Origin of the sequence: Kribbella qitaiheensis (genome assembly GCF_014217565.1) — a bacterium.
Taxonomy (GTDB): Bacteria; Actinomycetota; Actinomycetes; order Propionibacteriales; family Kribbellaceae; genus Kribbella; species Kribbella qitaiheensis_A.
Genome location: NZ_CP043661.1, coordinates 4,573,162 through 4,598,274, shown reverse-complemented (window position 1 = coordinate 4,598,274; position 25,113 = coordinate 4,573,162). Strand labels below are relative to the sequence as shown.

General features: G+C 67.8%; 28 protein-coding genes, 1 pseudogene and 1 riboswitch. Of the genes and pseudogenes, 12 read left to right on the top strand and 17 right to left on the bottom strand.

What is annotated here, in order from left to right; genetic code table 11:
• Positions 1-91 precede the first annotated feature (91 nt).
• Both larB and larC read left to right on the top strand, forming a co-directional pair.
• Positions 92-808 (top strand): nickel pincer cofactor biosynthesis protein LarB, encoded by a 717-nt coding sequence (gene larB / locus F1D05_RS21685; protein ID WP_185441976.1) that lies wholly within the window; start codon positions 92-94, stop codon positions 806-808.
• Positions 805-2,076: a nickel pincer cofactor biosynthesis protein LarC gene (gene larC / locus F1D05_RS21680; RefSeq protein WP_185441975.1), complete on the top strand. Its 1,272-nt coding sequence runs from the start codon at positions 805-807 to the stop codon at positions 2,074-2,076. The genes larB and larC overlap by 4 nt, the downstream gene beginning before the upstream one ends.
• 14 nt (positions 2,077-2,090) lie before the next feature.
• Here the strand turns inward: larC and F1D05_RS21675 are convergent, their stop codons facing one another.
• The 4 genes from F1D05_RS21675 to F1D05_RS21660 all read right to left on the bottom strand — a co-directional run bounded on the left by F1D05_RS21675 (position 2,091) and on the right by F1D05_RS21660 (position 5,478).
• The gene (locus tag F1D05_RS21675; protein ID WP_185441974.1) at positions 2,091-2,408 is read right to left on the bottom strand and encodes a cupin domain-containing protein; all 318 of its coding nucleotides are present in this window, start codon (positions 2,406-2,408) and stop codon (positions 2,091-2,093) included.
• 10 nt (positions 2,409-2,418) lie between these two features.
• Positions 2,419-3,978 (bottom strand): DUF2029 domain-containing protein, encoded by a 1,560-nt coding sequence (locus F1D05_RS21670; RefSeq protein ID WP_185441973.1) that lies wholly within the window; start codon positions 3,976-3,978, stop codon positions 2,419-2,421.
• Positions 3,975-4,733 (bottom strand): glycosyltransferase, encoded by a 759-nt coding sequence (locus F1D05_RS21665; RefSeq protein ID WP_185441972.1) that lies wholly within the window; start codon positions 4,731-4,733, stop codon positions 3,975-3,977. The genes F1D05_RS21670 and F1D05_RS21665 overlap by 4 nt, the downstream gene beginning before the upstream one ends.
• Positions 4,734-4,878: 145 nt before the next feature.
• Entirely contained in the window at positions 4,879-5,478 is a 600-nt protein-coding gene (locus F1D05_RS21660; RefSeq protein WP_185441971.1) for a dihydrofolate reductase family protein, read from the bottom strand.
• A 233-nt stretch (positions 5,479-5,711) separates the two neighbouring features.
• Between F1D05_RS21660 and F1D05_RS21655 the strand changes: the two genes are divergently transcribed.
• Complete coding sequence (locus tag F1D05_RS21655) at positions 5,712-6,911, top strand: arginine deiminase (RefSeq protein ID WP_185441970.1); 1,200 nt, start codon at positions 5,712-5,714, stop codon at positions 6,909-6,911.
• A 222-nt stretch (positions 6,912-7,133) separates the two neighbouring features.
• On the opposite strand, the gene F1D05_RS21650 is transcribed toward F1D05_RS21655, so the two are convergent.
• The 3 genes from F1D05_RS21650 to F1D05_RS21640 all read right to left on the bottom strand — a co-directional run bounded on the left by F1D05_RS21650 (position 7,134) and on the right by F1D05_RS21640 (position 9,682).
• Positions 7,134-8,102, bottom strand: a complete 969-nt coding sequence (locus tag F1D05_RS21650) for a DUF5926 family protein (protein ID WP_185441969.1) — start codon at positions 8,100-8,102, stop codon at positions 7,134-7,136.
• 68 nt (positions 8,103-8,170) lie between these two features.
• The gene (locus F1D05_RS21645; protein WP_185441968.1) at positions 8,171-8,587 is read right to left on the bottom strand and encodes an ATP-binding protein; all 417 of its coding nucleotides are present in this window, start codon (positions 8,585-8,587) and stop codon (positions 8,171-8,173) included.
• A 225-nt stretch (positions 8,588-8,812) separates the two neighbouring features.
• The gene (locus tag F1D05_RS21640) at positions 8,813-9,682 is read right to left on the bottom strand and encodes a glycerophosphodiester phosphodiesterase (protein WP_246485841.1); all 870 of its coding nucleotides are present in this window, start codon (positions 9,680-9,682) and stop codon (positions 8,813-8,815) included.
• Between the two features lie 149 nt (positions 9,683-9,831).
• Here F1D05_RS21640 and F1D05_RS21635 point away from each other — a divergent pair, with 149 nt between their 5' ends.
• A complete protein-coding gene (locus tag F1D05_RS21635) occupies positions 9,832-10,809 on the top strand; it encodes a zinc-binding alcohol dehydrogenase family protein (RefSeq protein ID WP_206685788.1) in 978 nt (325 codons plus the stop codon).
• Here F1D05_RS21635 and F1D05_RS21630 read toward each other — a convergent pair.
• Positions 10,755-11,243 (bottom strand): hypothetical protein, encoded by a 489-nt coding sequence (locus tag F1D05_RS21630; RefSeq protein WP_246485840.1) that lies wholly within the window; start codon positions 11,241-11,243, stop codon positions 10,755-10,757. The two genes, F1D05_RS21635 and F1D05_RS21630, sit on opposite strands and share 55 nt — an antisense overlap.
• A 221-nt stretch (positions 11,244-11,464) precedes the next feature.
• On the opposite strand from F1D05_RS21630, the gene F1D05_RS21625 reads away from it, so the two are divergent.
• Both F1D05_RS21625 and F1D05_RS21620 read left to right on the top strand, forming a co-directional pair.
• Complete coding sequence (locus tag F1D05_RS21625; protein WP_185441967.1) at positions 11,465-11,959, top strand: RNA polymerase sigma factor; 495 nt, start codon at positions 11,465-11,467, stop codon at positions 11,957-11,959.
• Positions 11,952-12,521: a methylated-DNA--[protein]-cysteine S-methyltransferase gene (locus F1D05_RS21620; protein WP_185441966.1), complete on the top strand. Its 570-nt coding sequence runs from the start codon at positions 11,952-11,954 to the stop codon at positions 12,519-12,521. Before F1D05_RS21625 ends, F1D05_RS21620 begins: the two co-directional genes overlap by 8 nt.
• A 132-nt stretch (positions 12,522-12,653) precedes the next feature.
• On the opposite strand, the gene F1D05_RS21615 is transcribed toward F1D05_RS21620, so the two are convergent.
• Positions 12,654-12,947 (bottom strand): hypothetical protein, encoded by a 294-nt coding sequence (locus tag F1D05_RS21615; protein WP_185441965.1) that lies wholly within the window; start codon positions 12,945-12,947, stop codon positions 12,654-12,656.
• Positions 12,948-13,189: 242 nt separating this feature from the next.
• Here F1D05_RS21615 and F1D05_RS21610 point away from each other — a divergent pair, with 242 nt between their 5' ends.
• A complete protein-coding gene (locus F1D05_RS21610; RefSeq protein ID WP_185441964.1) occupies positions 13,190-13,645 on the top strand; it encodes a hypothetical protein in 456 nt (151 codons plus the stop codon).
• Positions 13,646-13,725: 80 nt separating this feature from the next.
• On the opposite strand, the gene F1D05_RS21605 is transcribed toward F1D05_RS21610, so the two are convergent.
• From F1D05_RS21605 to F1D05_RS21585, 5 genes are all read right to left on the bottom strand, one after another.
• Complete coding sequence (locus F1D05_RS21605; protein WP_185441963.1) at positions 13,726-14,406, bottom strand: class I SAM-dependent methyltransferase; 681 nt, start codon at positions 14,404-14,406, stop codon at positions 13,726-13,728.
• A gap of 37 nt (positions 14,407-14,443) precedes the next feature.
• Entirely contained in the window at positions 14,444-15,793 is a 1,350-nt protein-coding gene (locus tag F1D05_RS21600) for a purine-cytosine permease family protein (protein WP_185441962.1), read from the bottom strand.
• Positions 15,786-15,901: riboswitch (TPP riboswitch) on the bottom strand. Its footprint overlaps the gene before it by 8 nt.
• 21 nt (positions 15,902-15,922) lie before the next feature.
• Positions 15,923-16,579, bottom strand: a complete 657-nt coding sequence (locus F1D05_RS21595; protein ID WP_185441961.1) for an alpha/beta fold hydrolase — start codon at positions 16,577-16,579, stop codon at positions 15,923-15,925.
• A complete protein-coding gene (locus F1D05_RS21590; protein ID WP_185441960.1) occupies positions 16,576-17,376 on the bottom strand; it encodes a hypothetical protein in 801 nt (266 codons plus the stop codon). The genes F1D05_RS21595 and F1D05_RS21590 overlap by 4 nt, the downstream gene beginning before the upstream one ends.
• A gap of 59 nt (positions 17,377-17,435) precedes the next feature.
• On the bottom strand, positions 17,436-18,287 hold the full coding sequence (locus F1D05_RS21585) for a DUF3152 domain-containing protein (protein ID WP_185441959.1): 852 nt from the start codon (positions 18,285-18,287) through the stop codon (positions 17,436-17,438).
• A 446-nt stretch (positions 18,288-18,733) separates the two neighbouring features.
• On the opposite strand from F1D05_RS21585, the pseudogene F1D05_RS43065 reads away from it, so the two are divergent.
• A pseudogene (locus F1D05_RS43065) lies at positions 18,734-18,928 on the top strand (DarT ssDNA thymidine ADP-ribosyltransferase family protein); the annotation flags it as partial.
• Positions 18,929-19,163: 235 nt separating this feature from the next.
• Here F1D05_RS43065 and F1D05_RS21575 read toward each other — a convergent pair.
• On the bottom strand, positions 19,164-20,408 hold the full coding sequence (locus tag F1D05_RS21575) for an IS256 family transposase (protein WP_185441957.1): 1,245 nt from the start codon (positions 20,406-20,408) through the stop codon (positions 19,164-19,166).
• Between the two features lie 52 nt (positions 20,409-20,460).
• Here F1D05_RS21575 and F1D05_RS21570 point away from each other — a divergent pair, with 52 nt between their 5' ends.
• Entirely contained in the window at positions 20,461-20,808 is a 348-nt protein-coding gene (locus tag F1D05_RS21570; RefSeq protein ID WP_185441956.1) for a hypothetical protein, read from the top strand.
• A gap of 181 nt (positions 20,809-20,989) precedes the next feature.
• Positions 20,990-21,142, top strand: a complete 153-nt coding sequence (locus F1D05_RS21565) for a hypothetical protein (protein WP_185441955.1) — start codon at positions 20,990-20,992, stop codon at positions 21,140-21,142.
• Between the two features lie 224 nt (positions 21,143-21,366).
• On the opposite strand, the gene F1D05_RS21560 is transcribed toward F1D05_RS21565, so the two are convergent.
• Complete coding sequence (locus F1D05_RS21560; protein WP_185441954.1) at positions 21,367-22,560, bottom strand: ATP-binding protein; 1,194 nt, start codon at positions 22,558-22,560, stop codon at positions 21,367-21,369.
• A gap of 244 nt (positions 22,561-22,804) precedes the next feature.
• On the opposite strand from F1D05_RS21560, the gene F1D05_RS21555 reads away from it, so the two are divergent.
• Together F1D05_RS21555 and F1D05_RS40595 are read left to right on the top strand one after the other, a co-directional pair.
• Entirely contained in the window at positions 22,805-23,716 is a 912-nt protein-coding gene (locus F1D05_RS21555) for a GTP pyrophosphokinase (RefSeq protein WP_246485839.1), read from the top strand.
• A complete protein-coding gene (locus F1D05_RS40595) occupies positions 23,697-23,834 on the top strand; it encodes a hypothetical protein (protein ID WP_246485838.1) in 138 nt (45 codons plus the stop codon). Before F1D05_RS21555 ends, F1D05_RS40595 begins: the two co-directional genes overlap by 20 nt.
• A gap of 40 nt (positions 23,835-23,874) precedes the next feature.
• On the opposite strand, the gene F1D05_RS21550 is transcribed toward F1D05_RS40595, so the two are convergent.
• Positions 23,875-24,852: an ArsR/SmtB family transcription factor gene (locus F1D05_RS21550; protein WP_185441953.1), complete on the bottom strand. Its 978-nt coding sequence runs from the start codon at positions 24,850-24,852 to the stop codon at positions 23,875-23,877.
• Positions 24,853-25,113 lie beyond the last annotated feature (261 nt).

The following is a 25,113-nucleotide window of genomic DNA, read 5'->3' as shown; positions in this document are numbered from 1 at the left end:
AGCCTAATGGCTGCGTGGTCAACCGGGTGCGGTGCGTACGGATGACAGGACCGAATCGGCGATTTCCTGCTGGGCCACGTAGATTCGCGGCGTGACTCATTTGCCTGACCCAGGTCCGCAACCAGGCGTGCACGATCTCGGCTACGCCCGGCTCGACACCGATCGGCTGGAGCGTACTGGCGACGCCGAGGTGGTTTACGGCGCCGGCAAGACGCCCACGCAGGTCGTGGAACTGCTGCGCACCCTGCACGAGACCCACCCCGGCCATGCCGTGCTCGCCACCCGGCTGAGCACCGAGGCCCAGGAAGCCGTCTCCGCCGCACTGCCCGAGGCTGTGGTGGATCCAGTCGGCCGTACTGCGGTGCTCGGCTCGGCGCCGGCTCTCCGCGGCACGGTCGCTGTGGTGGCAGCCGGTACGTCGGACGCTCCGGTGGCGGCGGAAGCCGCGACGACGGTAGGCGTGTTCGGCGCCGCCGTGGATCTGATCACCGACGTCGGCGTCTCCGGGCTGCACCGGGTGCTGAGCGTCCGCGAGCGGCTGGCCGCGGCGGACTGCCTGATCGTGGTGGCCGGGATGGAAGGCGCGCTGCCGAGTGTGGTCGGCGGACTCGTGGGAGTGCCGCTGGTCGCAGTACCGACGTCTGTCGGGTACGGCGCCTCGTTCGGTGGAGTGGCCGCATTGCTGGGGATGCTGAACTCGTGCGCGCCGGGCGTGACCGTGGTGAACATCGACAACGGGTTCGGGGCCGGGGTGTTCGCGGCTCGCGTCGCGCGCCGCGCTGCGCCGACGGAGGTGAAGACGCAATGAGGGTCGCCTGGATCGACTGCTCGGCCGGAGCCTCGGGCGACATGCTGCTCGGCGCGTTCCTGAGCGCGGGCGCAGATCGCGAGCTGGTGAACGCGGCAGTTCGTGCGGTGGACGCGTCGTTGTCGGTGACGGTCGAGCAGACCAGCCGCCACCAGATCGCCGCCACCAAAGCGTCGGTGCGAGTGAACGGCGAGCTGCACCCGGAGGGCCCGGCGGTCACGAACGACGTCGGGCACGGCCATGGACATGCTGATGACGCCGGTCACGGACACGGGCACGATGAGGCTGCTGGTGGGCCGACGCGGACCTGGGCTCAGGTTCGGGGGCTGATCGAGGCGGCCGGACTCGCCGTGGCTGTGCGGGATCGGGCGTTGGACACGTTCGCGCGGTTGGCCAGGGCTGAGGCGTCGGCGCACGGCGTCGAGCCGGACGCGGTGCATTTCCACGAGGTCGGAGCGCTGGATGCGATCGCCGACATCGTCGGGGTCGCCGCGGCGTCGGTCGCGCTGGAGCTCGACCGGATCGTGGTTTCGACCATCTCGCTGGGTGGCGGTGGCCAGGTGCGTGGGCAGCACGGCGGTATTCCGGTGCCGGGCCCCGCGGTACTGCATCTGCTCTCCGAGGCGGACGCTCCGGTGATCGGCGGCACCGCGCCGTACGAGATGACCACGCCGACGGGTGCCGCGTTGCTGGCTTCGCTGGCCGACGAGTTCGGGCTGATGCCGCCGATGCGGATCCAGCAGACCGGCGTCGGCGCCGGCGGGCGGGACCCGATCGAGGTGCCGAACATCGTCCGGGTGGTGATCGGCGAGTCGACCGAGCAGCCGACCACCGAGCTCGTCTACGAGACGAACGTCGACGACCTCGACCCGCGGATCTGGCCGCAGGTGCTGGCGCGGTTGATGGAGGCCGGCGCGGCGGACGCGTGGCTGACCCCGATCCTGATGAAGAAGGGCCGGCCGGCGCACACGCTGTCCGTGCTGGTGAGCCGCCCGAAGGCCGAGATCGTCCGGGCGGTGATCCTGTCCGAGACGTCGGCGATCGGGCTGCGCGAGTTCGACATCCGCAAGCACGCGGCCGATCGGGAGTTCGCCAGTGTCGACGTGGACGGCCAGCGGATCCACGTCAAGATCGCCCGGTACGGCGGCCAGGTGGTCAACGTGCAACCGGAGTACGACGATGTGGCGGCGGCCGCGGCCGTGCTGAAGCGACCCGTGAAGAACATCCTGGCCAAGGCGATCGCGGCCGGCCACGACCTCTGGAGCTAGCTCACCGGCCGGAGCTAGCGGCCGGAGTACGGCGGCGCGAAGAAGACGAGCAGGGCCAGGTCCTCGGTGATGTCGACGAAGCGATGTTCTTCCTCGGCGGCGACGAACAGCACATCACCGGGACCGACCTGCTCGGACCCGCCCGGCGTCACGATCGTCGCCTGGCCGCTGGTGACGACGTAGATCTCGTCCTCGTGGTGTGGAGCCTGGTCGTCGACCGCTCCCGCGAGCAGCGAATACGTGCCCACCGACAGCGATTCGGTCCGCAGGTGTTCCGCGAAGTGATTCGGTTCCGCCTTCTGAAAGACGCCCGCCCCTGACAGCTTCTGCATCTGGCCGATGTTAGTGGGCGGACGCCTTTTCCGTAACAGCTTTCGCCTTGCGCTTCGGCCAGTCGTACGGCCACCAGCGGGCACCGCCGCGGCGCGCCCAGATGATCAGGCCGATCAGTACGCCGAGCTCGATCGCCGGGCAGATCGTGTCCCGCAGCCGGGCGCTGAACCACTCCAGCGAGTCGGACAGCGACGCCGCCACCTGGCGGGCATTGGGATCCCGGCCCGGCACATAGGCGATCGCGAGCATCGTCGTCCGGATCACCATCAGCTTGTCGACCTTCGACGACGCCACCGCCGCCAGCGCGATCCAGGCGATCAGGTCGTACCAGGGCAGCGAGTACATCGCGGTCACCAGCCAGGCGATCGCGTAGATCGCGGTGTAGCGGATGGCGTCCGGCGTCCGGTCCTCCGGATGCGTCTGCGGCACCAGCGACTTCGGGAAGACCTGGGACAGCAGGATCGCGACCAGGATCAGCCCGGCCCAGGACGCGATCGCGAGCAGCGTGCGGACCAGGGCGCCGGGGAGGAACAGGTCGAAGAGACTCAGGATCACCTTGTGCGGCGTACCGGTCGAGATGAACGACGTCTGCGACCTGGCCTGCTGGAACGCCTGCAGCCCGACGATCGAGTAGAGGCCGCCCATCGAGACGGCGCCACCGAGGCAGAAGAAGATCGCCCGGCGACGATCCGCGCGCAGCGACCAGAGCATCGCCACACCGACCAGGCCGATCGACAGCTTGGTGCAGCCTGCGACGCCGAGCATGATCCCGGCCGCGAACACATGCCGGCGGAACAGCACCAGCGCGAAGACCGCGAACATGACCGCGATCGCGTCGTTGTGCGCACCGGCCAGCACGGCCCACAGGATCAGCGGGTTCGCCATCCCGAGCAGCACCACCCGGCGGCGGTTGGGCAGATTCGGCCCGACCAGCTTGAGCAGCAGCAAGCCGGTGACGACGATGCTGATCGCGACCGACAGTTGCAGCATCCAGACGGTCAGCTGCATCGAGTCGCCACCGACCCAGGAGGCGAACCACTGGATCCAGGTCGCGATCGGTCCGTACACGCTCTTCGCGCCCTGCCAGGGCCGCTCGGTCGCCGCGATCACCGGGTCGTAGCCGAGCCGGATGGTGTCGGCCGGGGCGGTCGTGTACGGGTTGCCGCCGAGCGACATGATCCGCCCGTACGCCGCGTAGATCAGCACGTCGCCCGAGGCCATCGGCGGGACCAGGCTGATGGCCGCCGTCGTACCGATGCCTAGGGCAACCAATCGGTCGACTCTCGGTGCCCAGCCGTTCTTGAGCGCGCGGGTCGCGAGGTACACGCCCAACCCACCGAGCAGGATCGCGACATAGATCAGCACCGAGGCGAGCCAGTCGTTCGCCTTGGTGTTGAACCAGTACGACGGGAGCCAGGGGTGCCGGTTGGTCAGAGTCAGCACCACGACGGACGGGCCGAGCAGGCCGGCGGCGACGATCAGGGCCGTCGAGGCCAGGTACAGCGCGATCGCGCGGCGGCCGTCCTTCAGCCCTTTGGCCTGGTCCGCGACGACTGGCTCGGTGCTCATTGGGGCGGCTTCCGCGAAGGGAGGGCGCTCCGCGCGGCGAGCGCGCGGCGTACGTGCAGGAACTGACGGCCTCGATGCAGCTGGCCGCGCAGATCGGTGCCGGTGGCGCGATGCCGTACTTCGATCGGCACCTCGATGATGCGGAAGCCCTTCCGGCCGAGGTCGATGCTCAGCGCGGTCTCGACGCCGAAGCCGCGCGCCAGCGGGAGCGCCGCCTCGAAGGCGGTCCGGGTCAGGCAGCGCTGGCCGGACAACGGCTGCTCAGGCGCCCAGCCGGTGGCTTGCTCGATCCCCGACCGGGCCAGCTTGACGACGAATCCGTGCCCGCCGGCCTTGCTGCCGTCGGCGCGGACCTGGGCCGGCAACGTCCCGATCGTCATGTCCACGCGACCGGCCACGACCGGCTCGATCAGCGGCTCGGCGCCGGTCGCGGAGTCGGTCAGATCGGCGTCCAGGAACAGGAGGTGCCGCGGCTGGGCGCCGTCCCGTTCCGCCACGGCCGCCGCCCCCGTCTCCATCGCCGCTGCCTTCCCGCGGTTCTGCTCGTGCCGTACGACGACCGCTCCGGCCTGCTCGGCGGCCGCCGAGGTGCCGTCGGTGGACCCGTCGTCAACCACGACGACCAGGTCCACACCGGCGATCTTCTGCACTGCTGCCACTGTCGCGGCGATCCGCTCAACCTCGTCCTTCGCCGGGACCACACAGGCGACAGCACCCTGGACGGGCTCGACGGGAGGCAGATCAGTACCGGACACAGCACCGCAGCCTAGTTGTTCCCCGGCCGATCCCCGCCCTCAGCACCACCCGTCTGTGGATATCTCGTTCTTTCGAACGACCAGCGGGTGCGGTCGCTCGGCCGCGGGTAGCGGGCGGCGAGGGAGAAGAAGAGCCGGGAAGGGGTCAGGCGCGGGTGCGGTCGTACAGGAGGATCAGGGCGCCGGAGTCGGTGGGGGTGGAGGCGGTCAGCTTCCAGGAGGTGGCTGGGATGCCGTCGTCGAAGAGGTGGGCGCCGCCACCGACGAGCTCAGGGGCGAGGGTGATCGAGAGGCGGTCGAGTTCGTCGGCGGCGAGCAGTGCCCGGATGACGCTGCTGCTGGACAGGACGACGATGTCGCCGCCCGGCTCGTCGCGGAGCTGCTTCACCACGGCGGCGGGGTCCGCGTTGACGAACCGCGAGTTCTGCCACGGGGATTCGGTCAGGGTGGTCGAGAAGACGACCTTCTCGACCGAGTTCAGCCACTTCGAGAAGGCCCGGTCCTGCGGGGCGGCGTTCTCGTCGTCGGCGACGCCCGGCCAGTAGCCGCCGAAGCCCTCGAAGTTCTTCCGGCCGATCAGGGCGGTGGTGGCGGCGCTGGTCACCCGCGTCATGTGGTCGCGGGCCCCTTCGGTGATGGCGTGCGGCACGATCCAGCTCATGTCGTAGTCGCCGCCGGCGCCGTTGATCCGGCCGTCGAGCGAGAGCGTGATGTTGCCGGTCACCGTGCGGGTGTGCTGCGTCATTTCGGTTCCTCCGGTTCGGGCCACCTTCGCGGCGTCCTCTTGACCACAATCCTGTCGCCGCTCGCAGCCCAGAACATCAGCCACCTGGCCGATATCCCCCATCCCCTGGCCGACGAATTGGTGTTTGGCGAAAATTGTCGGACAATCAGACAGATTTGCGCGTGGATCGGGCGCTGGCGGCAGGGCTGCCGTAGCTTGGGTGAGACGACGGCGACGGACGAGAGGGCAGGGGCATGACTGAGGCGTATGGCATCGACAGCGAGGTCGGGCCGCTGCGGACCGTGATGCTGCACCGGCCCGGCAACGAGCTGCGGCGGCTGACTCCGCGCAACAACGACAAGCTGCTCTTCGACGGCATCCCGTGGGTCGGCCGGGCGCAGGACGAGCACGACGCGTTCGCCCAGGCGCTCCGCGAGCGCGATGTCGAGGTGCTCTACCTCGGCGGCCTGCTGACCGAGGCGCTCAACGATCCGGGCGCCCGCGCGGCCGCGGTCGACGGCGCCATCGAGGACCTCCGGCTCGGCGACACGCTGCGCGAGTACCTGCGCAACGGGCTGGCCGCGCTCGACCCGGCCGCGCTGGCCGAAGCGCTGATGGCCGGCGTACGCAACGACGAGGTCCGGGCCGGCGGCCTGGTCACCTCGTTGCTCGCCGACGAGGACTTCCTGATCGACCCGCTGCCGAACCTGCTCTTCACCCGGGACTCGAGCGTCTGGATCTCCAGCTCGGTCGCGGTCACGTCCCTCGCGATGCCGGCCCGGGTCCGGGAGACGCAGCTGACCGAGCTGATCTACAAGTACCACCCTCGGTTCGCCGGTGCGGACAAGGTTTACGACCACACCCTCGAGCACGTCGAAGGCGGTGACGTCCTCGCACTCGGCCCCGGCGTACTGGCTGTCGGTGTCGGCGAGCGTACGACGCCTGCCGGTGTCGAGCGACTGGCCCGACGGGTGTTCGCGAAGGGCCTCGCGCACACGGTCCTCGCCGTACCGATCGCGCAGCAGCGCGCGACCATGCACCTGGACACCGTCTGCACGATGGTCGACGTCGACGCCGTGCTGATGTATCCGAACATGGCCGAGGAGATGCGGGCCCTGGCCGTCACCACCGACGGCGAGGAGTTGCACGTCGCCGAGTCGGAGCCGTTCCTGGTCGCCGCGGCGAAGGCCCTCGGGATCGACACCCTGCGGCGGATCGACACCGGCCTCGACCCGGTCACCGCCGAGCGCGAACAGTGGGACGACGGCAACAACACCCTCGCGCTGGCGCCGCGGGTCTGCATCGCCTACGAGCGCACGGTGGAGACCAACGCCCGGCTGGAGGAGTCCGGCATCGAGGTCATCCGCATCTCCGGATCGGAGCTCGGCTCCGGCCGCGGCGGACCGCGCTGCATGTCCTGCCCGGTACTGCGTGACCCGCTGACCAGCCTCTGAGCGGACTCCCGGGGCCGGCTCCGGGAGGGTGGGCCTGGCATCGATCCCAGGCCTTCGTGAGCCCGACGACACGCGGAGTGAAATCGGGGGTTGTCGTCGGGGCGGGTTATGAGTACTCTTCATGCCTAGGCCCAGGCCCTGTTGCTCCCCCGTCAGCAGGACTTGGGCCGTCCACGTAAACAGAGGGGCCCTCGCGCACAGCGAGGGCCCCTCTGTCATGTCCTAACGGATCGTCAGCTGCCGGCTCGCCAGCCCGGCGCGGGCAGCCCGCTCCTCGATGGTGAGCGGGGCTTCCGTCGCCAGCGCCTCGTCCAGCGCGGCCGCGAACTCCGCGACCGGCTTCTCCAGGTCCGCGGCCTCGGCATCGGCCGGCAGCTCCCAGACCGGGGCCAGCACGCCAAGGGCACGGAAGGACCCGATCAGACGGCTCCCGTCGACCAGCGTCGACGAGCCGGCGGCGTGCAGCCGGGCCAGTGCGTCGAGCAGGGTGTCCTCCGAGTGCGGCAGCACCCAGCGCAGGTACCGACGGTCGCCGATCTGCGTCCAGTACGCCGCTTCGACGGACTCCAGCCGCACCGTCGGCGAAGCAGCCGCGTTGGCCCGCTCCAGTCCGGCGGCAACTTCGCCGGTCGGGTCCTCGACGTTCTCGCCGACCCAGTAGTCGAAGCCCTCGTGCACCTTCACCTGGATCGGCTTCGAGGTGTCGATCAGGTCCTGCAGGCGCGGGCCGTCCTTGAGCAGGTCGCCCAGCTGGATCGGGTTGCCGGGCTCGGTCCGCAGGGCAGCGGTGATCGCGTGGCCGAGGTCGCGGCTCGGGTCACCGGACGAGGCGTGCGTCTGCAGGCCGATCCAGATCGTCTCGTCGTCGCGAACCAGGCCCGGCATCGCCATCGGCAGCAACGTGACCAGGTTGACGGTCTTGCCCTTGTGTTCGCCGGCCAGCGTCACCTCCACGGTCCCGGCCGGGACGATCTCGCGGAACGCGATCAGGTCGCACTCGGCCGGTAGGCCCTCGAACGGCCGGACCACGAAGCTGTCCGCGGCCTGGGCCTGCTCACGGCCGTGGCACTGCTTGAACCGCTTGCCGGAGCCGCACGGACAAGGCTCGCGGGGGCCGACATCGACCAGGTCGGCCGGGTCCAGCGTGACGGTCGTGGTGTTCTTGGCGCGGTTGCGCGACTTCTTTCCCATGCCCGCAGTCTTGCAGGATCTCGCAACGGGGAGTTAGTCAGCGCCGGATCGGGCCGGCGGGAGTCCGGTCAGCCGGGGACGACGGCATAAACGGTCCGCCGCGACTTCGCCGTCCGGACACCCCATTCGGAGGTGAGGACGTCGACGATCGCCAGACCACGGCCGCCGATCGATTCGGGGTGCGGGTCGCTGACCCGGCGCGGCTCGGTGTCGCCGCAGCCGTCGGTCACCTCGAGGTGAATTCCGGCCTTGTCGATCCACCAGGTGGCACGGACTTCGCCGGCCGGCAGCGCCGGCGCGTACCGGATCGCGTTCGACAGCAACTCCGACAGCACCAATTGCGCGTCGTCGCAGGCATTTCCGGTGACCCGGTACCGCTTCAGATAGCCGGCCAGACGGCGGCGGGCATCTGCTACCGCGGACACTTCGTGCGGCAGTACGACGTCCACAACACTCACGTCGGCGGGCAAGGTCGCAGAGGACAAGCAGGGTCTCCTCAGTCAAAGGAACAGCACTTGCAGTTCTGCCCGCGATCCAGCCTCCGAAAACACCCTTTGGTATTCCGTTACATAGCGGCGCTGAAGATCACACGTTTAGTAGAGAAACCGAGATATAAGCCCCTGAATTGAACGTGCAAATAACCGCGCGCATTCATCCGGTCACGCAACCGGACAGCCACCTCCCGGCGTTCCGGAACTCTCCGCAACCGGCTACCGGCGGGGCCGGAGCCGGTCCTTGAGGGTCTTGCGGTGGTCCAGTTGGCGGGCCGGGGCGAACGCCGGATCCTCCGCGAGGGTCCGCAGCGCCAGCTCGGGGCGATCGCTGATCAGGGCGTCGACACCGATGTCGCGGCAGTGCCGGACGTCCTCCTCGCTGTTCACCGTCCAGACATAGACCTGGTGGCCGTGCTTGTGGGCGCGATCGACGTACTCCGGGTGCGCGGTGACGATCTCCAGACTCGGGCCCGCGTACGAGACGCCGGTCGGCAGCGAGCCGTCCCGGAACCGCAGCGGCACCCGGTCCATCAGCAACACCGTCCGCAGCCCCGGCGCGAGCACCCGCATCCGGCGCAGCGACAGCCAGGAGAAGCTCATCACCCGGACCGGCGACTCCGACCCGACCTTCGGGTGCGCCCAGCCGAAGCGGTCCAGCATCTCGATCAGCCGGCGCTCCACCAGGCCCGCGTACCGGGTCGGGTGCTTGGTCTCGATCGCCAGTTCGAGCGGCCGGCCGGCGTCGCGAACGGTCGCCAGCAGCTTCTCCAGCGTGAGCACCTTCGTCATGTCCGGATCAGGCAGTTCGGCCTCCTCGTCCAGCTCGGCCCACGGGTTCTTCCACGAGCCCCAGTCGAAACTGTCGAGCTCGTCGAGACGCATCGTGGAGAGCACACCGCGGCCGTTGGAGGTCCGCTCGATCCGCCGGTCGTGAACGCAGACCAGGTGGCCGTCGGCGGTCAGCCGGATATCGCACTCGAGACCGTCCGCCCCCGCCTCGACCGCCCGGCGGTACGCCGCCAGGGTGTGTTCGGGACTGACTTCGCTCGCGCCACGATGGGCCACGACTGCTGGGCGTTTCCCCATGAGGAGAACTCTGGCATGCCGCTGGTCAACGTTTCACCCAGCCACGCTATTTGGCCGGAAACCGATTACATCCCGTGCGCCGGGGCCTCCGAGGCGTCGCCAGGGTGCCGTCGCGGTGGGTTCGGAGCCCGCTGGGCGAGGATGGACGCATGCAGATGCGGGCGGTGGTGCTGGACGGGCCGGTGGCGGCCGGGGAGTTGCGGGTTTCGCGGGTGGCGGTGCCCGAGCCGGAGCCGGGCTGGGTCCGGATCAAGGTGGAGGCGTTCGGGCTGAACCGGTCCGAGTACCACCTGCGGGCCGGGCTGGCGACCGGGGCGAGGTTCCCGGTCATTCCGGGGATCGAGGCCGCGGGGACGGTGGATCTGGCGCCGGGCGGGGAGTTCACGCCCGGGCAGCAGGTGGTCGCGATGATGGGCGGGATGGGCCGGCAGTACGACGGCGGCTACGCGGAGTACACCGTGGTCCCGGCGAGCTCGGTGATCCCGGTCGAGACGAAGCTGGACTGGGCCACGCTCGGGGCGCTGCCGGAGATGCTGCAGACGGCCCACGGGTCGCTGTACACAGGGCTCGACATCCAGCCGGGGCAAACGTTTTTGGTCCGTGGCGGCACTTCGTCGGTCGGCGTCGCGGCGGCCGTTCTCGCGAAGGATCACGGGCTGACCGTGCTGTCGACAACGCGGAACCCGGAGCGACTGGAGCTGCTCCGGGAGCTGGGCGTCGACCACCCGCTGCTCGATGACGGAAACCTCGCGGAAAGCGTGCGGAAGCTGTTTCCGGACGGCGTCAACGCGGCACTCGAGCTCGTCGGCACCAACGTGCTGCCCGACACCTTGAAGGCGACCGCGGTGCACGGCACGGTGTGCTTCACCGGGATGTTGAGCGACGCGTGGACGATCCCCGACTTCTACCCGATGGACTACCTGCCGAACGGCGTCCGGCTGACGGCGTACAGCGGGGAGAGCAGCGACCTACCGGCGGCGGCGTTCCAGCGGTACGTCGACCTGGTCGCGGACGGCCGGCTGCCGATCCGGGTGGATCGCGTCTTCGCGATGGAGGAGATCGCCGAGGCTCATCAGGTGATGGAGGACGGCCGCGCGGTCGGCAAGCTCGTCGTCCGGGTCAACTGATCAGCCCCGGCGAAGTCCCTGTGCAGAGAGAGATTTCTCAGGCCGTTGCCTCTTGCAACGACGCCGTAGTGGTCGCGCAATGTCGTGCCGGTGTACTCCGTGCGGAACAGCCCGCGCTGCTGGAGGATCGGGACCACCTGGTCGGCGAACGCCTCCAGCCCGGACGGCAGTACCGCGGGCATGATGTTGAACCCGTCGGCGGCCCCCGCGTCGAACCAGTCCTGGATCGCGTCGGCCACCTGCTCCGGCGTACCGCTGAAGGTGCGGTGTCCACGACCGCCGCCGAGCCGGCCGATCAGCTCGCGGACGGTCAGCTTCTCCCGGCGGGCGAGCGTGACGATCAACGTGTAGCGGCTCTTCGCCCCTTCGATCTCGTCCTCGTCCGGCAGGTCGGCCGGTAGCTGCCGGTCGAGCGGCAGGTCCGCCGGCTTCAACTTCAGCGTCTTGGCCAGAGCACCGGCAGCACAGTGCCGCCTGAGGTCCGGGCCGAAGTCGTCGTCATGTCAGCAACTGTCTCATCTAAGTCGACTGAATAACTAGACAATCTCGCCATCCGGAACAGCTGTCCGAAATTGCCGCCCGCTGGGACGACCCGAGCGACGTAGTACGGGTGGCGGGCTCACAGGGTTGGGGGGTGGTGCGTTGTACTGGCGTGATGGTTTTGGAGCAGGTCAGGCTGCCGCCGTTCCAGGTGCTTGTCGATGAGCACTGGCGGGACGTGATCCGGCTTGCCCGGGCGCTGGCTGGGCCGGTCGATGGTGATGACGTGGCTCAGCGCGCCTGGGAGAAGGCGTTCGCGGCGTACCCGGGTCTCACCTCGGCCAAGAACCTGCGCAGCTGGCTGCTCACCATCACCGCCCGCTGCGCCACGGACGTCCATCGCGCCCGCAAACCACAGACACCTCTCGACGACGCCCCGCCGATCGCCGTCGCCGGACCGGACGCCGCGGAGTGGCCCGACCCCGACCTCTGGCAGGCCGTGAACAACCTGCCCGAACGGCAACGGCTAGCTGTCACGCTGAAGTACGTCGGCGACCTGGACCACCATGGCGTGGCCGCCGCTCTGGAAACCACGCCCGCCGCATCCCGCCGACTCGTCAGCGATGCGCTCGCGACCTTGCGCACCAAACTCGGAGTACACCATGACTGACCTCGAGAGCCGGCTCGGCCGCCTCGCCATCCCCGCCGGCGCGCGACCACCGGTGCTACCCGCCGCCGATGTCTCCTACGCCTTGCACGACACCCCGATCGGCACGCTCCTGCTGGCCATCGCCGAGGGCCGGATCGTGGCCAGCTCCTTCGGCGACGAGGAAACCATGACGACCCGGCTGGCCCGGGCGATCTCCCCTCGCGTACTACGGCAGCCGGGCGCCCTGGACGACGTACGCCGCCAGCTGGACGAATACCTGGACGGCCGGCGGCACTCGTTCGACCTCGAAGTGGATCTGACTCTCGCCACCCCCTTCCAGCGACTCGTCCTGACCGACCTGCCGCTCCACACCAGCTACGGCCGTACTACGACGTACGGGCGGCTGGCGGGCGAGATCCACAAGCCGAAGGCGGCCCGGGCGGTCGGTACGGCGCTGGGCGCGAACCCGCTCTGCGTCGTACTGCCCTGCCACCGGGTGATCGGCGCGAGCGGAAACCTGACCGGATACGCGGGCGGCCTGGACGCGAAACGTTTCCTGCTGAATCTTGAATCGAAAAGTTAAGTTTTCCATCGGTCCCACTCATTCATTTACACTGATTCCATCGAAGAGGCAGGCCCCCAGTGTGGAGTGGGGGCCTGCCTCTTCTTGGCTGTAATGCCCAACCGTCGGCTTGGCCGGGCGATTACTGAGTTGTCAACGATTCCAGACGACTTCGAGTTCGTAGTCGTCGCCGGGGACCCAGCTGCCGTCGTCGCAGCGGTACTTCGAGACCTCATGCCGGGTGACCATGCCCTGACCGGCCGTGTGGCAGTCGGATTCCCAGTAGTAGTACCCGACGAACTCCCAGTTGTCGGAGACGGTCGCGGGTGCCGCCGCCGGTGTCGTCGGAGCAGGTGCGGCAGCCGCCTGGACTGTCGTCGCGGCCAGGCCGCTGACCAGCAGGACGGAACCGGTGAGAGCGGTGCAGACAAGCTTGCGGACGTTCATTCTGACCTCCGTGATTCGAGTGCTGAATGCCTCCAAGCTGGCCGTATCCCGCGGTCGCCGACCAGACCTTTCACAAATCCCCGAAATGTCCTGGCCGCCTTTCGGGTGTTGCCGAAAGGCATTGACGGCGAAATTGCACAGATATTCACATCAAGGATCTGAGACCGGACCGCAACGTGGGCAGGTGGGTTCGCTGCTTACCGTGGAAGCGGCGATCCGAACATGATCTTGGGGGTGGACGGATGAGCCTGAGGATTCATTTCACCTGCGACGATCTCGCACGCACCATCGTGGCGCCTGAGCCCGATCCGTTGTGGGAAGTACTACTCAGCCTGCATCTGCTGCAGAGCGACGACGATCAACTGTTGTTCGGGCGGTGGCGCAGGCATGTCCGGAGGCAACTGCCGGCGGGCGATCGCCGGTTGCTCGACCTGGCGCCGCCCGACGGGTACTCGCCGGACTTCCTGACTCCGTCGGAGAGTGCGGACGGATTCGAGCAGGGGCTGGCGGCGATTGTTCAGACACCTACGGCTCGGCTGGCGACCGAGTTGTCGCGGCTGGTCGGGCGAGGCCAACTGTCCGCGTGGATGCGGCACCTACCGAGTAGGCCCCGCAGTACGCCACACCCTCAGCCCAACCGGCGCCGAACTAGTCCCGTAGGCAAGTGCCGTCGGCGTCGCGACCGCCGCGGGCGCTAGGAAACGAGGCAGCCCGCAGGAGCCCCACGCACGAGGTGCAACTCTGGCGCCGATGCGTGCGTGGGGGCACGTCGTACCGGTTAGTCGGTGGAAGGTTGGTGGATTTCCAGGATGAGGCGGCGGCGGCCGCCCCATTCGCGTTTGTAGACCTTGAAGTTCTCGATGCCGGCGGCGGTGCAGAGGCGGGCGTAGCTGGCTTCGTCGTGGATGAAGTGGACGCTGCTGGTGTCGAAGTGCTCGGTGGTGACGATCCGGTGCTCGGGGCCCTGGCGGATCCCGTTCGCGATCTCGGACGCGGTCGCCGGTCCCCAGATCGGGCCTTCGATGATCGCGAGCCCGCCCGGCCGGAGTACGCGCGAGATCTCCCAGAGCGTGGACATCTGCTCGTCCTCGGCGAAGAGCTCGTGGAACGCGGTCCACAGGCAGATCACCGCGTCGAAGGAGTCCGACTTGTACGGCAGGTCGGTCATCGAGCCGATCGCCCAGTCGATCGACAGCTCCTCCTCGGCGGCCTTCGCCTGACCGGCCTCGATCAGGTTCGGCGAGATGTCGAGGGCGCGGACGACCTTGCCCGCCCGGCGGAGCGGCAGGCTGATCCGGCCGTGGCCGCAGCAGAGGTCCAGGACGGATTCGCGGCCCTCGAGGAGTTCCTCGACGGTCTTGACGACGGCGGCGTCAGCCTCGGGCGTGGTGCGACTGGCGAGCCCCTCGACCCCGAGTTCTTCGTACTCGGCCCGGCTGCGCAGTGCAGAGTTCAGCATTGCGCAAGTATCCCGGGCCCGCTGGCTACTGTCAGTATCAGGTGCCAGATCGAGACCCGACCGACCCCTGACGGCCCAGCCGGCCGAAGGCGATCGCGGCCAGCATCGACACGACGATGGACGTGTACGTCGCCCCGAGCCAGCCCGGAACCGCGTGCCCGTTGAAGATCCGGCTCTGCAGGTCGAGCCAGAACGGCGACCAGCCGTCGACCGTGCCGGGGTTGACCAACTGGTAGGCGACGAAGCCGAAAACCCAGGCGAGCGTGGGCTGCCAGCGGAATCGGGCTGTGTCGGAGACGTCCCACTGCATCTTGCTGACCACGAAGAAGTCGGCGATCGCGACCGCGAACAAGGGGATGAAGACGGAGCCGATCAGGTACAGGAACTGGGTGTAGTTGCCCAGATCAACCAACAGCGCGAGCCCCGTCGCCAGTACGCCGATGACGACGGAGATCCAGCGGCGATCGATGTGACCGATCAGGTTGTGCGCGGCCATCGTGGTGGAGTAGACGTTCGCGTACGCCTCGTCGACCTCGTCCACCAGCAGGACGAACAACGCGATCGCGCCGGCCGGCAACGTAACGAGTGCGGTGATCACGTCGGTGCTGTTGGTCTGCAGGGTTGCGACGGCGAGCACGCCCAGCCCGTAGTACACGATTGCCGCGAGCCCGTATCCGAGGGCGGAGCCGCCGAAGGCCGCCTTGTTCGTACGGGAGTGACGCGTGTAGTCGGCGGCGAGCGGCGCGAACGAGACGACGCCGGCCGCGGCGAGGTCGACGGCCGGCCAGAAGCCGAACACCTCGTTCTGCGGGAGCGAGTGCACCGGCTTGCTGAGCACCGCGATGAACAGGTAGATCGACGCGATCAGTACGAGCCAGACCATGAACTTGCGGAGCAGCTTCACGCTCCCGAGCGGCCGCACAGCCATCACCGTGGCGATCGCTCCGGCCAGGAGTACGAACAGCCACCGCCAACGCTCGCTCGTCACCGCCACCGCGGCCTGCGAGATGACGATGATCTCCATCGTGGCCCAGCCGACGTTCTGCGCGATGTTGAGCACCGTCGGCGCCACCGAGCCACGGCGTCCGAAGAGCCCTCGCAACGAGACCATCGCCGGGGCACCGGTCTGCGAGCCGAACACGGCCGCACCACCGAGCACCAAGGCGCCTATCCCGCAGCCGACGACGACTGCGATCAGGCCTTTGACCAGCGAGCCCGTGTACGCCGCGACGAGGGCACCCGTCACCGGGCCGAACAGCGAGATCCCGAAGTTGCCCCAGAGGGTGAACTGGTCGAGGAAGCCCAGCGTGCGCGGGGCGTCGGTGGTGAGGACGAGTGGTGCCTCGGTGCTGCCCTGGGCATCATCACGCACAGCAGTTGTGGTCATCTGACCTGCTCCCTACGCCGGCATTACCCGGTCAGGTTCATGCGGTCGGCGACCCTGCTTGTCGCCCTCTCAGCCCGCAATACGGTGCGAGCTCCCGCGGAAGTTTGTTACTGCGTCAACGATAACGCGTCAGTCGCTTTGTATACACCTGTGGATGAGCGCCGCCAACTCCCGCCCGTTGGTGAGCACCGGCATGTGTGACCCACTTGGCAAGGTCCAGGCCTCACCGTACGACTTGTCGGCGACCTGCTGGGCCCACCGCGGCGGCGCGATGCGGTCGTGCTTGGACCGGACGACGACGGTCGGCGTACTCAAAGTCGGCAAGACTGCGGCCAGGTCGTAGTGCCGGGCCGCCTCCATCGCCCGCGCCATCGAGGGGAAACCGGTTCGGAAGTACTGGCGGGTGAGCGTCGGGACCAGCCGCGGGGACTCCCAGACCACGCTGCGTACCCAACGGCTGGCCAGCGCCGACCAGCTCGATGCGGTGATATCGCCACTCGGCCCTACTAGCACTAGTGCCTTGGCGAGGCCTGGGTGCGCTACAGCTGCGGTGACTGCGATCTGGCAGCTCGCGGAGTGAGCTACTAGGACTACCGGGGCCTCTTTGATCCGTACTGCGAGGCGCTCGGCCTGCGCGGCTGTCCGTAGATCAGCACCCCGAGCCGCGCGTTCGCCGAACCCGGGCAGCGTGACCACGTCGTACTGCATGTCGAGGTACTCCAGTGTGGGCGCGTAGGACTCCGGTCCGAGTCCTAGCCCCGGCACCAGGACTACCGACGTGCTCATTCCCAGGGCGGGCGGTCTGGGGCTGCTTGCACGACTGGGTTCGCTACTGGTGGCCGCAGTTCGCGGTACCCGAGTCCGAAGCCGACAGCCAGGATCAGCAGCCCAGTGCCGCCCCAGCCGTACGCCGTGGGTAGGCGGTCCAGGGAGTCGTCGATGGAACCCATGCCGGTCGACAGCACCATCACGAACCACACCAGCAGCGGAATCAGCGAGACGGCGACCAGGCCTAGACCGATCAGCTCAACCGGCTCCAGCTCGCGACCGGCCTTCCTGCGGTTCAGCAGGTCGCGCAGCCACATGCCGAGCGCGGCAGCGCCTACCAAGATGATCAGGAGCTGGCCGATGGTGTCGATGACGTCTGTGCGCAGCGGGTGGTTCAGGGGCGAGCCGGGGAGCTGGGCGATCTCGCGGATCGACACGCGCTGCACCGAGATGACCAGGAGGCCGTAGACGGCCGCGATCACGATGGCGAGCATGACTACCCGAGCCGCGCGAGGGTCCCGCGGCGCTGCGGGGCGCTGGTCCCGGCCGTAGGAGGGGATCTCGTGGGCCTGTGGGTGCACAGGTGGGCCATACGGGCTGCCGGGGCGGTAGCCGGGTGGCTGGACGTAGCCGGGTGGCTGGTACTGCTGCGGGTATTGCTCGCCAGGGTGTTGCTGGCCGTACGGGGCGGCGTGCGGGTTGCTGCTGCCGTAGGGGCTGTCACTGCCGTACGGGGCGGGCTCGGCGTAGTGCTTCGACTCGGGCTCGTCCGGGTCGTCACCGCGCCCGTAGGTGGGGAACTGGGGTGACGACATCGCTGCTCCCTCGGCTCGGCCCTGGTACGTGCTGACCTCAGGCTCTCACGGCAGGGGCGTCAGGTCGCCTTGATCGTCGGCCAGGCGTTGGGGAGACAGCCGGCCAGGCCCTTCGTCTGCTGCATCATCACCGGCGCCGGCGTGTTCGGCTTGGCGCAGGTGGAGTGACCGTGACCCAGAGCGTGGCCGACCTCGTGGTTGACCAGGTAGCTGCGGTACAGGTCGATCTGCGCGGCATAGGCCGGTACGGCGTACATCCAGCGCTTGGCGTTCAGCACCACCCTGTTGTCCACCCGGCAGGAGACCTCGCCGCCGGTGTCGAGCGGTAGGCAGAGCTTGTCCGTCAGGGTCGGCGTCGCGAGGATGATCCGCAGGTCGGCGTCGGCCCGGTCGGTCCGCTCGAAGCTGACCGGATGAATCGCCTGCCAGCCGCGCGGATCCGTCAACGTCTTGTGGATCGCGGCCGCGACCACCGCCCCGTTGAACGAGAGCCCTTCCTCGATCTCGACCCGGTACGTGAGCTTGTCCCGGACGCCGTTGGCCTTGCTGAACCCGGCCACGACGGCCAGCCGGCCACTCGACACGGTGACGTTCGGCTTCGAACCCTTCGGCGGCCTGGTCAAGGTCGGTGCCGGCCGCAACGGCATCGTGAACGTTGCCGTCGGCACCGGCGTCGGCGCCACGGTCGGTTGGTCGCTGGGCTCGTCGCTCGCGATTACCCGCTGGTCGCCGGCGCCGAACTGTGAAGCCAGATTCTGCTGCCGCCCAGCCTCCGGGTGCAGCACCATCACCACCCCGAGCATCGCCAACGCGGTCACCGAAAACCACTGCGTCTTGTGCGACTGCTTCCGGGTATGCCGCCCACCACGCGCACCCGTCCCTTGACGCTGCGTCCTCCGCCTGGTGGCCATCACCGATGACCCTATCGACTCCGAACCGTTACCCAAAGCCCAGCGCCCCAACATCATCCTTTCGCACGACCAACGAGGCCTGAATCGGCCAGGCGAGCAGGGGAACCGATCCGCCGAGGCGCGACTTCGCGTCGGCCGCTGGTCGACCTAATTCCCGAGGTGCCGGGTTGAACCCGGTCAGCCTGGCCGAGCAGTATGGTGATCGACGATGACAGCACTACCCTCAGACTCGCGGCAGGAACAGCATCCGTGAGCGGTCACTTGGAGATGGAGTGAGCAGACCGTTCCCGACCAAGGTCTACCACTTCACTCGCATGGAACACCTCGCCACAAATCCTCTCCGAAGGCCTCCTGTGCGACACGCTGGCACAGCAGGCAGGTCTCATGCGGATCGAGGTTGGTCAGCAGCCGATCAAACAGCGACGAGCTGAAACACCTGTGCGTCCGGGGCCGGCGGGACAGTCGCCGACTACGTGCCGTTCTACTACGCACCGCGCAGCCCCATGATGCACAACATCCATAAGGGCAAGGTCCCGTCCTATCAGGATGGATGCGAGCGCCTGATCTATCTGGCGACCACACACAGCGGATCCAAGATGCGGGACTTCCCTGGTTGGCGACTGACCGTAACGCTGTACTGAGCCATGCCGAACACTCGACAGATGACAACCGGCTGACCGAGATGGTCGACTGGAAGGTGATGACAGTGGAACCATGTGTGCCAGTGCCTGAGCACCCGGATCGTATCGAGCGAACCGTTGATTCACAGCCGCTTGACGCCTGTCGCCGAGCAGGTTGACATTCGGATCTTTCCGCCGGCCGGGGTCAAGTCCATTTGGATGGTGTAGCGGTTGTGTCGCGTGATCCTTGGGATGGTTAGGCGCTGAGCGCCGCGATTTCGGTGTCGGTGGTGGCCTCCTCGGTGGTCTCGGTGAGGGTCATTCGGGACTTGGCGAGGACGTCGAGGCCGAGGTAGCGGCGGCCCTCGATCCAGTCGTCGTGCTGCTCGGCCAGCACGGCGCCGACCAAGCGGATCAGGGCGTCTCGGGCTGGGAAGATGCCGACCACGTCGGTGCGGCGGCGGATCTCACGGTTCAGCCGTTCTTGGGGGTTGTTGGACCAGATTTGTCGCCAGATCTCCTTCGGGAACGCGGTGAACGCGAGCACGTCGGCGCGGGCTTGCTCGAGGTGGTCGACGACCGCGGGCAGCTTGTCGGCCAGCGCGTCCAGGACCCGGTCGAACTGTTCGTGTACCGCGTCTTTGTCGGGTTGGTCGTAGACCGAGTGCAGCAGGGTCTTCACCCACGGCCAGCTGGCCTTCGGGGTCACGGACATGAGGTTGGCGGCGTAGTGGGTTCTGCAGCGCTGCCACGAAGCGCCCGGCAAGGTGGCGCCGATCGCCGCGGTGAGTCCACTGTGTGCGTCGCTGGTGACGAGCTTGACCCCGGTCAGGCCGCGCGCGGTCAGGTCCCGCAGGAACCCTAGCCAGCCGGCGCCGTCTTCGGCCGAAGTCACTTGCAGGCCAAGGATTTCACGGTGTCCGTCACCGTTCACGCCGGTCGCGACCAGCGCGTGGACGTTGACGACCCGGCCACCTTCGCGGACCTTCAGCACCAGCGCGTCCGCAGCGACGAACGTGTATGGGCCGGCATCCAGTGGGCGGGTCCGGAACTGGTGGACCTGCTCGTCGAGCTCGGCGGCCATCACCGAGACCTGCGACTTCGAGAGCCGGGTGATGCCGAGGGTCTCGACCAGCTTCTCCATCCGGCGCGTGGACACCCCCAGCAGGTAACAGGTCGCCACCACCGTAGTCAGGGCCCGTTCGGCGCGGCGGCGCCGTTCCAGCAGCCAGTCGGGGAAGTAGGAGCCGGAGCGGAGCTTGGGGATCGCCACGTCCACGGTGCCGGCGCGGGTGTCGAAATCACGGTGCCGGTACCCGTTGCGCGAGTTGGTCCGGTCCGGGCTCGCCACGCCGTACGGGGCGCCGCAGACCGCGTCGGCCTCCGCCGACATGAGCGCCTGAATGAACGTGGTCAACATGTCACGCAACAGATCCGGCGACGCGGCCGCCAGGTGATCTTGCAGGAACTCGGCAGGGTCGATACTGGTGTTCGCGGTCATCGCGTAGTTCTCCTTCAGAAGCACTGTGAGAGGTCTTCCAAAGGATCACGCGATGACCGCTTTCACACGTCTACGCCACGCCCTATCGGGCCTGCCGTACACCACTCTGCTGGACGCCACTCCGGCCGGTGCACCTGAGGCCAAGTCAATGCTCAACAGAGAGACGCCACCTCCGCTCAACTCGACCAGATCGGCGATGCTGGCTCTGATCCATGCGTACGTCCAGTTCACCTTCGGTCCGCCAACGCTGATCGAAGTACAGAAGCTCGCCTACTTTCCCCAACTGAGTGGCGAGGATCTGAAGATGGAGTTCAAGCCTCACCTCTACGGTCCGTATGCCGACACTCTGCGCCGGGCGCTGTCCGCGATGGAAGGGCACTACATCACCGGGTTCGGGTGACGGGTCTGCGCGAGTCGCCGACGCCGCCCCCATCGAAATACTGCCGGAGGCGATCCGGAAGGTCGAGGACTACATCACTGACCACCCGGATACCGCGGCACGCATCGCTTCGGTGATGGAGGAGATCGCCGGGTTCGAAAGTGCGTACGGTCTTGAACTCCTGGCGTCAGTGCATTGGGTGATGTCACATGACGATGCCGCCCGCGAGGATTCCGCCGTCGCCCACGCCGCGGTCCGCAGCTGGAGCGACCGCAAGTCGAGTCTGTTTACTCCGCCGCATGTGGAGCGGGCCTGGCAGAGCCTCCGCGACCGCGGCCTCGTAGCAGCTCGCTAGATCTCCGCTGCCTGGGACTCGGGGCCTGACGTCTGAGGGGGTCCGCCTGGGGATGGGTCATCTGACCGACTTTGGCCACGGACGCTGATGCCGGTCACCACCGGTGGTAGCCGGATGCGCCCCACGGATGTGGTTGTTGAGCCGCGACGGAGGAGCGGCGACCTCGGGTGGGTGGAGCGCCGACGCAGGAGGTGCGTGGGTGCTCTTCCCGCATAGTACGGGAGTCAGGCTGTGCGGGTTCGGAGGAATTTGCCGAAGTGGGGGACGGTGAAGGCTACGGTGCCGCGTTCGGCGGAGAAGACCAGGCCTTTTTTGATCAGGCCGTCCCGGGCGGGGGAGAGAGATTGGGGTTTGCGGCTGAGGGTGGTGGCGACTTCGGCGGTGGGGACTGCCCCGTCGTCGAAGCCGATGCCTAGTTCGGCCATGGCTCGCATGTATTCGCGTTCGGCGGGGGTGGCGCGTTCGTAGCGGGAGCCGAAGAAGCCGACGGTGAGTTCGCGGGATGCTTCGGGGGCGGCGACGGCGACGTCCTTGATGGTGATGGGGCTGGCCGGCGCGTGGTCCCAGGTGGCGTGGGCGAAGGCCTGGACGAAGTACGGGTAGCCGTCGGTCTGCGCATAGAGCTCGTCCAGCGCCTCCTCGTCGTACCGGACGTCCTCGCTCTCGGCCGGGACCATCAGCGCCCGGTCGCAGGCTTCGCGGGCGAGGCGGTCGACGCGGATGTAGCGGAAGAGACGCTCGGAGTACGACTTGCTGGCGGACAGTACTGCGGGGAGGTGCGGCAGCCCGGCGCCGACGACGACGAGCGGCGCGCTCTGCTGGGAGATCTCGTGGCAGGCGGCGCACAGCGCGGACAGGTCGTCGGCACTGATGTCCTGCATCTCGTCGATGAACAGCCCGACCCCGACGGAGAGGTCGCCGGCGAGGTCCGCGGCGTCGGTGAAGAGCTCGATCAGGTCCATCTCGAGGTCGCCCGAGTCGGCCCGGCCCTTCGCGGCCGCGACGTCGACCGGCGGGTGCCAGCGGATGCCCTTGCGGTCGTTCTGGGCGGTCCGCAGCGCGAAGGCCTTCAGTACTGCGCTGAACTGGTCGACCCGGTCGTCGTCTCGGTGTCTGTGCCCTAGCTCCCGCATCGCCGTGTGCATCGCCTGCGCGATCGGCAGCCGGATGCTCTGGTCGGGGCGGGCCTCGATCTTGCCGGTGCCCCAGGCGCGTTTGATCGCCTGGCTGCGCAAGGTGTTCAGCAGCACGGTCTTGCCGACGCCGCGCAGTCCGGACAGCACCAGACTTCGCTCTGGCCGGCCGGCGGCGACGCGTTCGAGCACCACCTCGAACTGCCGTACCTCGGTGTCGCGACCGGCCAGCTCAGGAGGTCGCTGACCGGCGCCGGGCGCATAGGGATTCCGGATCGGATCCATGCATTCCACTCTATGAGCGCGTCTAGCGTTTTCCTTAGATTTCGCTAGTCACCCGCAGAGCGTGTCGCTTCTCTGTCAAAGATCATGGCTATCTAGCATTTTCACTAGACTTCACTAGACGCCGATATCAAGCCTTAGCGGCGTAGCCGGACCAGTCGGAGAAGTGGGGCATTTGACGAAGTCTTGCAGCGGAATCCGGGGGGACGTGCGGCGTGCGGGCCGATCGGCGCACTAAGGTCTGCGCATGGGCGGGCTTGAGGTGCGGGAGTGGACCGTGCGAGCCGCTGCGCAGTACGAGCGGACGTATCAGCAGTACGTCGGGGGCGCGCGCAAGCTGGAAGCGCTGATCAACGAGCTGATCGGCGAGGAAGAGGGCATCAACTACCTCTCCGCGACCGCCCGGGCGAAGGACCCCGAGTCGTTCCTGCTGAAGGCGTCGAAACCGCATCCGGACGATCCCACCAAACCGAAGTACGACGATCCGCTGGACCAGATCACCGACCTGGTCGCGGCCCGGATCATCACCTTCCTGGTCGAGGCCGTCGACCGGGTCTGCGAGGTGATCGAGTCCGAGTTCGAGATCGTCGAGCACACCGACATGGGCGCGCACACCCGGGCTCAGGGCGCGTTCGGGTATGCGAGCAAGCACTACCTGGTCAGGCTCAACGCGCATCGGCGGGAGCTGCCGGAGTACGCCGTACTGAAGAACCTGACGATGGAGATCCAGGTCCGGACGGCGGTCCAGCACGCGTGGGCCGAGTTCGAGCACGACATCCGGTACAAGCTGGACATCCCGCCGGATCGCAAGCCCGAGTTCGATCGGCGGTTCCTGCTCGCGGGCCGCGTTGATGGAGCTCGCGGACAACGAGTTCGCCGAGATCGACAAGCTGTACCGCGAACTGGCCGCCGCCGAGCCCGACGCGGCGCCGATGGATCTGACGACGCCGACGCTGACGACGTATTTGACCAGGCGGTATCCGGATGCGCCGCACGCGAAGACGAACCATTACGCGTGGATCCTGGGGATCCTGGCCAGCCTCGGGGTGACGACGGAGGAGCAGCTGACCGAGTTGCTCCGCGGGACCGACAGTGCGGCGGTGCAGGCGGCGATGACGCATCGGTTCCCGGCGGGGACTGTGCGGAGGCTGGACGATGACCTGCTGGCAGCGAAGGGGTCGGAGTACGTGGATCTCTTCCCGGAGGAGGAGCGCCGGCAGAAGATCCTCCGCGGGCGGTTGAAAGCCCTGGTCCGCGCCGGGCTGCTCGAAGGCTGACTGCCCGTACTGCGGCTCTGCCTGTACTGCGGGTGCTCGGTCAGCGTGAGTTCTGCCGGAGCAAGGCTGCGCCGAGTGGGGTGAGGACGTGCAGCACCGTTTTCTGGTGTCGCTGGCTCGCGATCAGCCCGCTGTCGCGCAGTACGGTCAGGTGGTGGCTGGCGGTCGGTGCACCGATCCCGACGCGCTTTGCTACCTCGCCGGTCGTCAGCCCTTCGCTGGTCGCCTGCAGGACCGCCGCCCTCGTAGTACCGAGTAGTGCCGCTGTTGACGGGCGGTGTTGTTCGGGGTCATCGCTGTCGGCCTTGTGGAGTAGGGGATAGCTGAGCATCGGTGATAGCTCGTCGTCGGCTAGTGCAACCGGGTAGTGCCAGGCGAAGTACGACGGTGAGAGCAGCAGACCGCGGCCGCTGAGGTGGAGGGTCCTGTCGTACGGGTACTGCACTTCGAGTACTGGGTATTGCCAGCGCATCAGCGGCCAGAAGCTCTTGAGTAGCTGGTCGACGCCGCCGCGCATCAATGCTCGCGATCGCAGGACTCTGTCGTCCTCGACTGCTGCCTCGATGCTGTCGTGATGCGGCTCGATCACCTTCTGGTGGTAGGTGCGGAGAGCGGTGCCGAGTTCTGTTCGCATCTCGCCGGCTGCGAGGCGCTTTCCCCAGGTGGGGGCTCTGTGCACGAGCGCGAGGGTTTTGAATTCGCGGGTGACGCGTGCTTCGGGAGTGGCGTGGATCGCCTCGATGCCGGCGTCGAGACCTTCCAGGGCCGCGGCTGGGGTGAGGAAGTCGGGGAAATACGCCGTGCGCGGGAAGAGGGGGAGCAGCAGGTCGTTGACCATGCGCTGGAGGATCTGGTCGGTCAGTGCTTCCTGGGTCGAGCGGTACCAGCGCGCGTAGGCCCAACGGCCGCGGCGGGTCTGCAGGCGGTGCAGGCTGTTGGTGATCTCCCAGAGCGGATCAGGCGTGCCGGCGAGGCGAACCCGGTTCAGGTCGCGCTCGGTGAAGATGATCCGCAGCATCTCGTCCCCAGTCTGGGCGTGTCGGCATCAGTCCCTGATCGTGCCCGGGCGCCGGGTCAGCCACACGTCTTTCGATTCAGATCGAAGCCGCCCAAACACACCCTGTCAACACCTCCCGTTCTTCGACCGAAAGTATTGAGCAGTTGGTCAGGAGAACTCGGTGGCTACTTTGGTGGCGGTGGCGCGGGCCCAGGGGGTGGTGGTGATGAGGCCTAGGGTGAGGACCAGGGCTCCGCAGGTGGCGATGGTGTACCAGCTGAG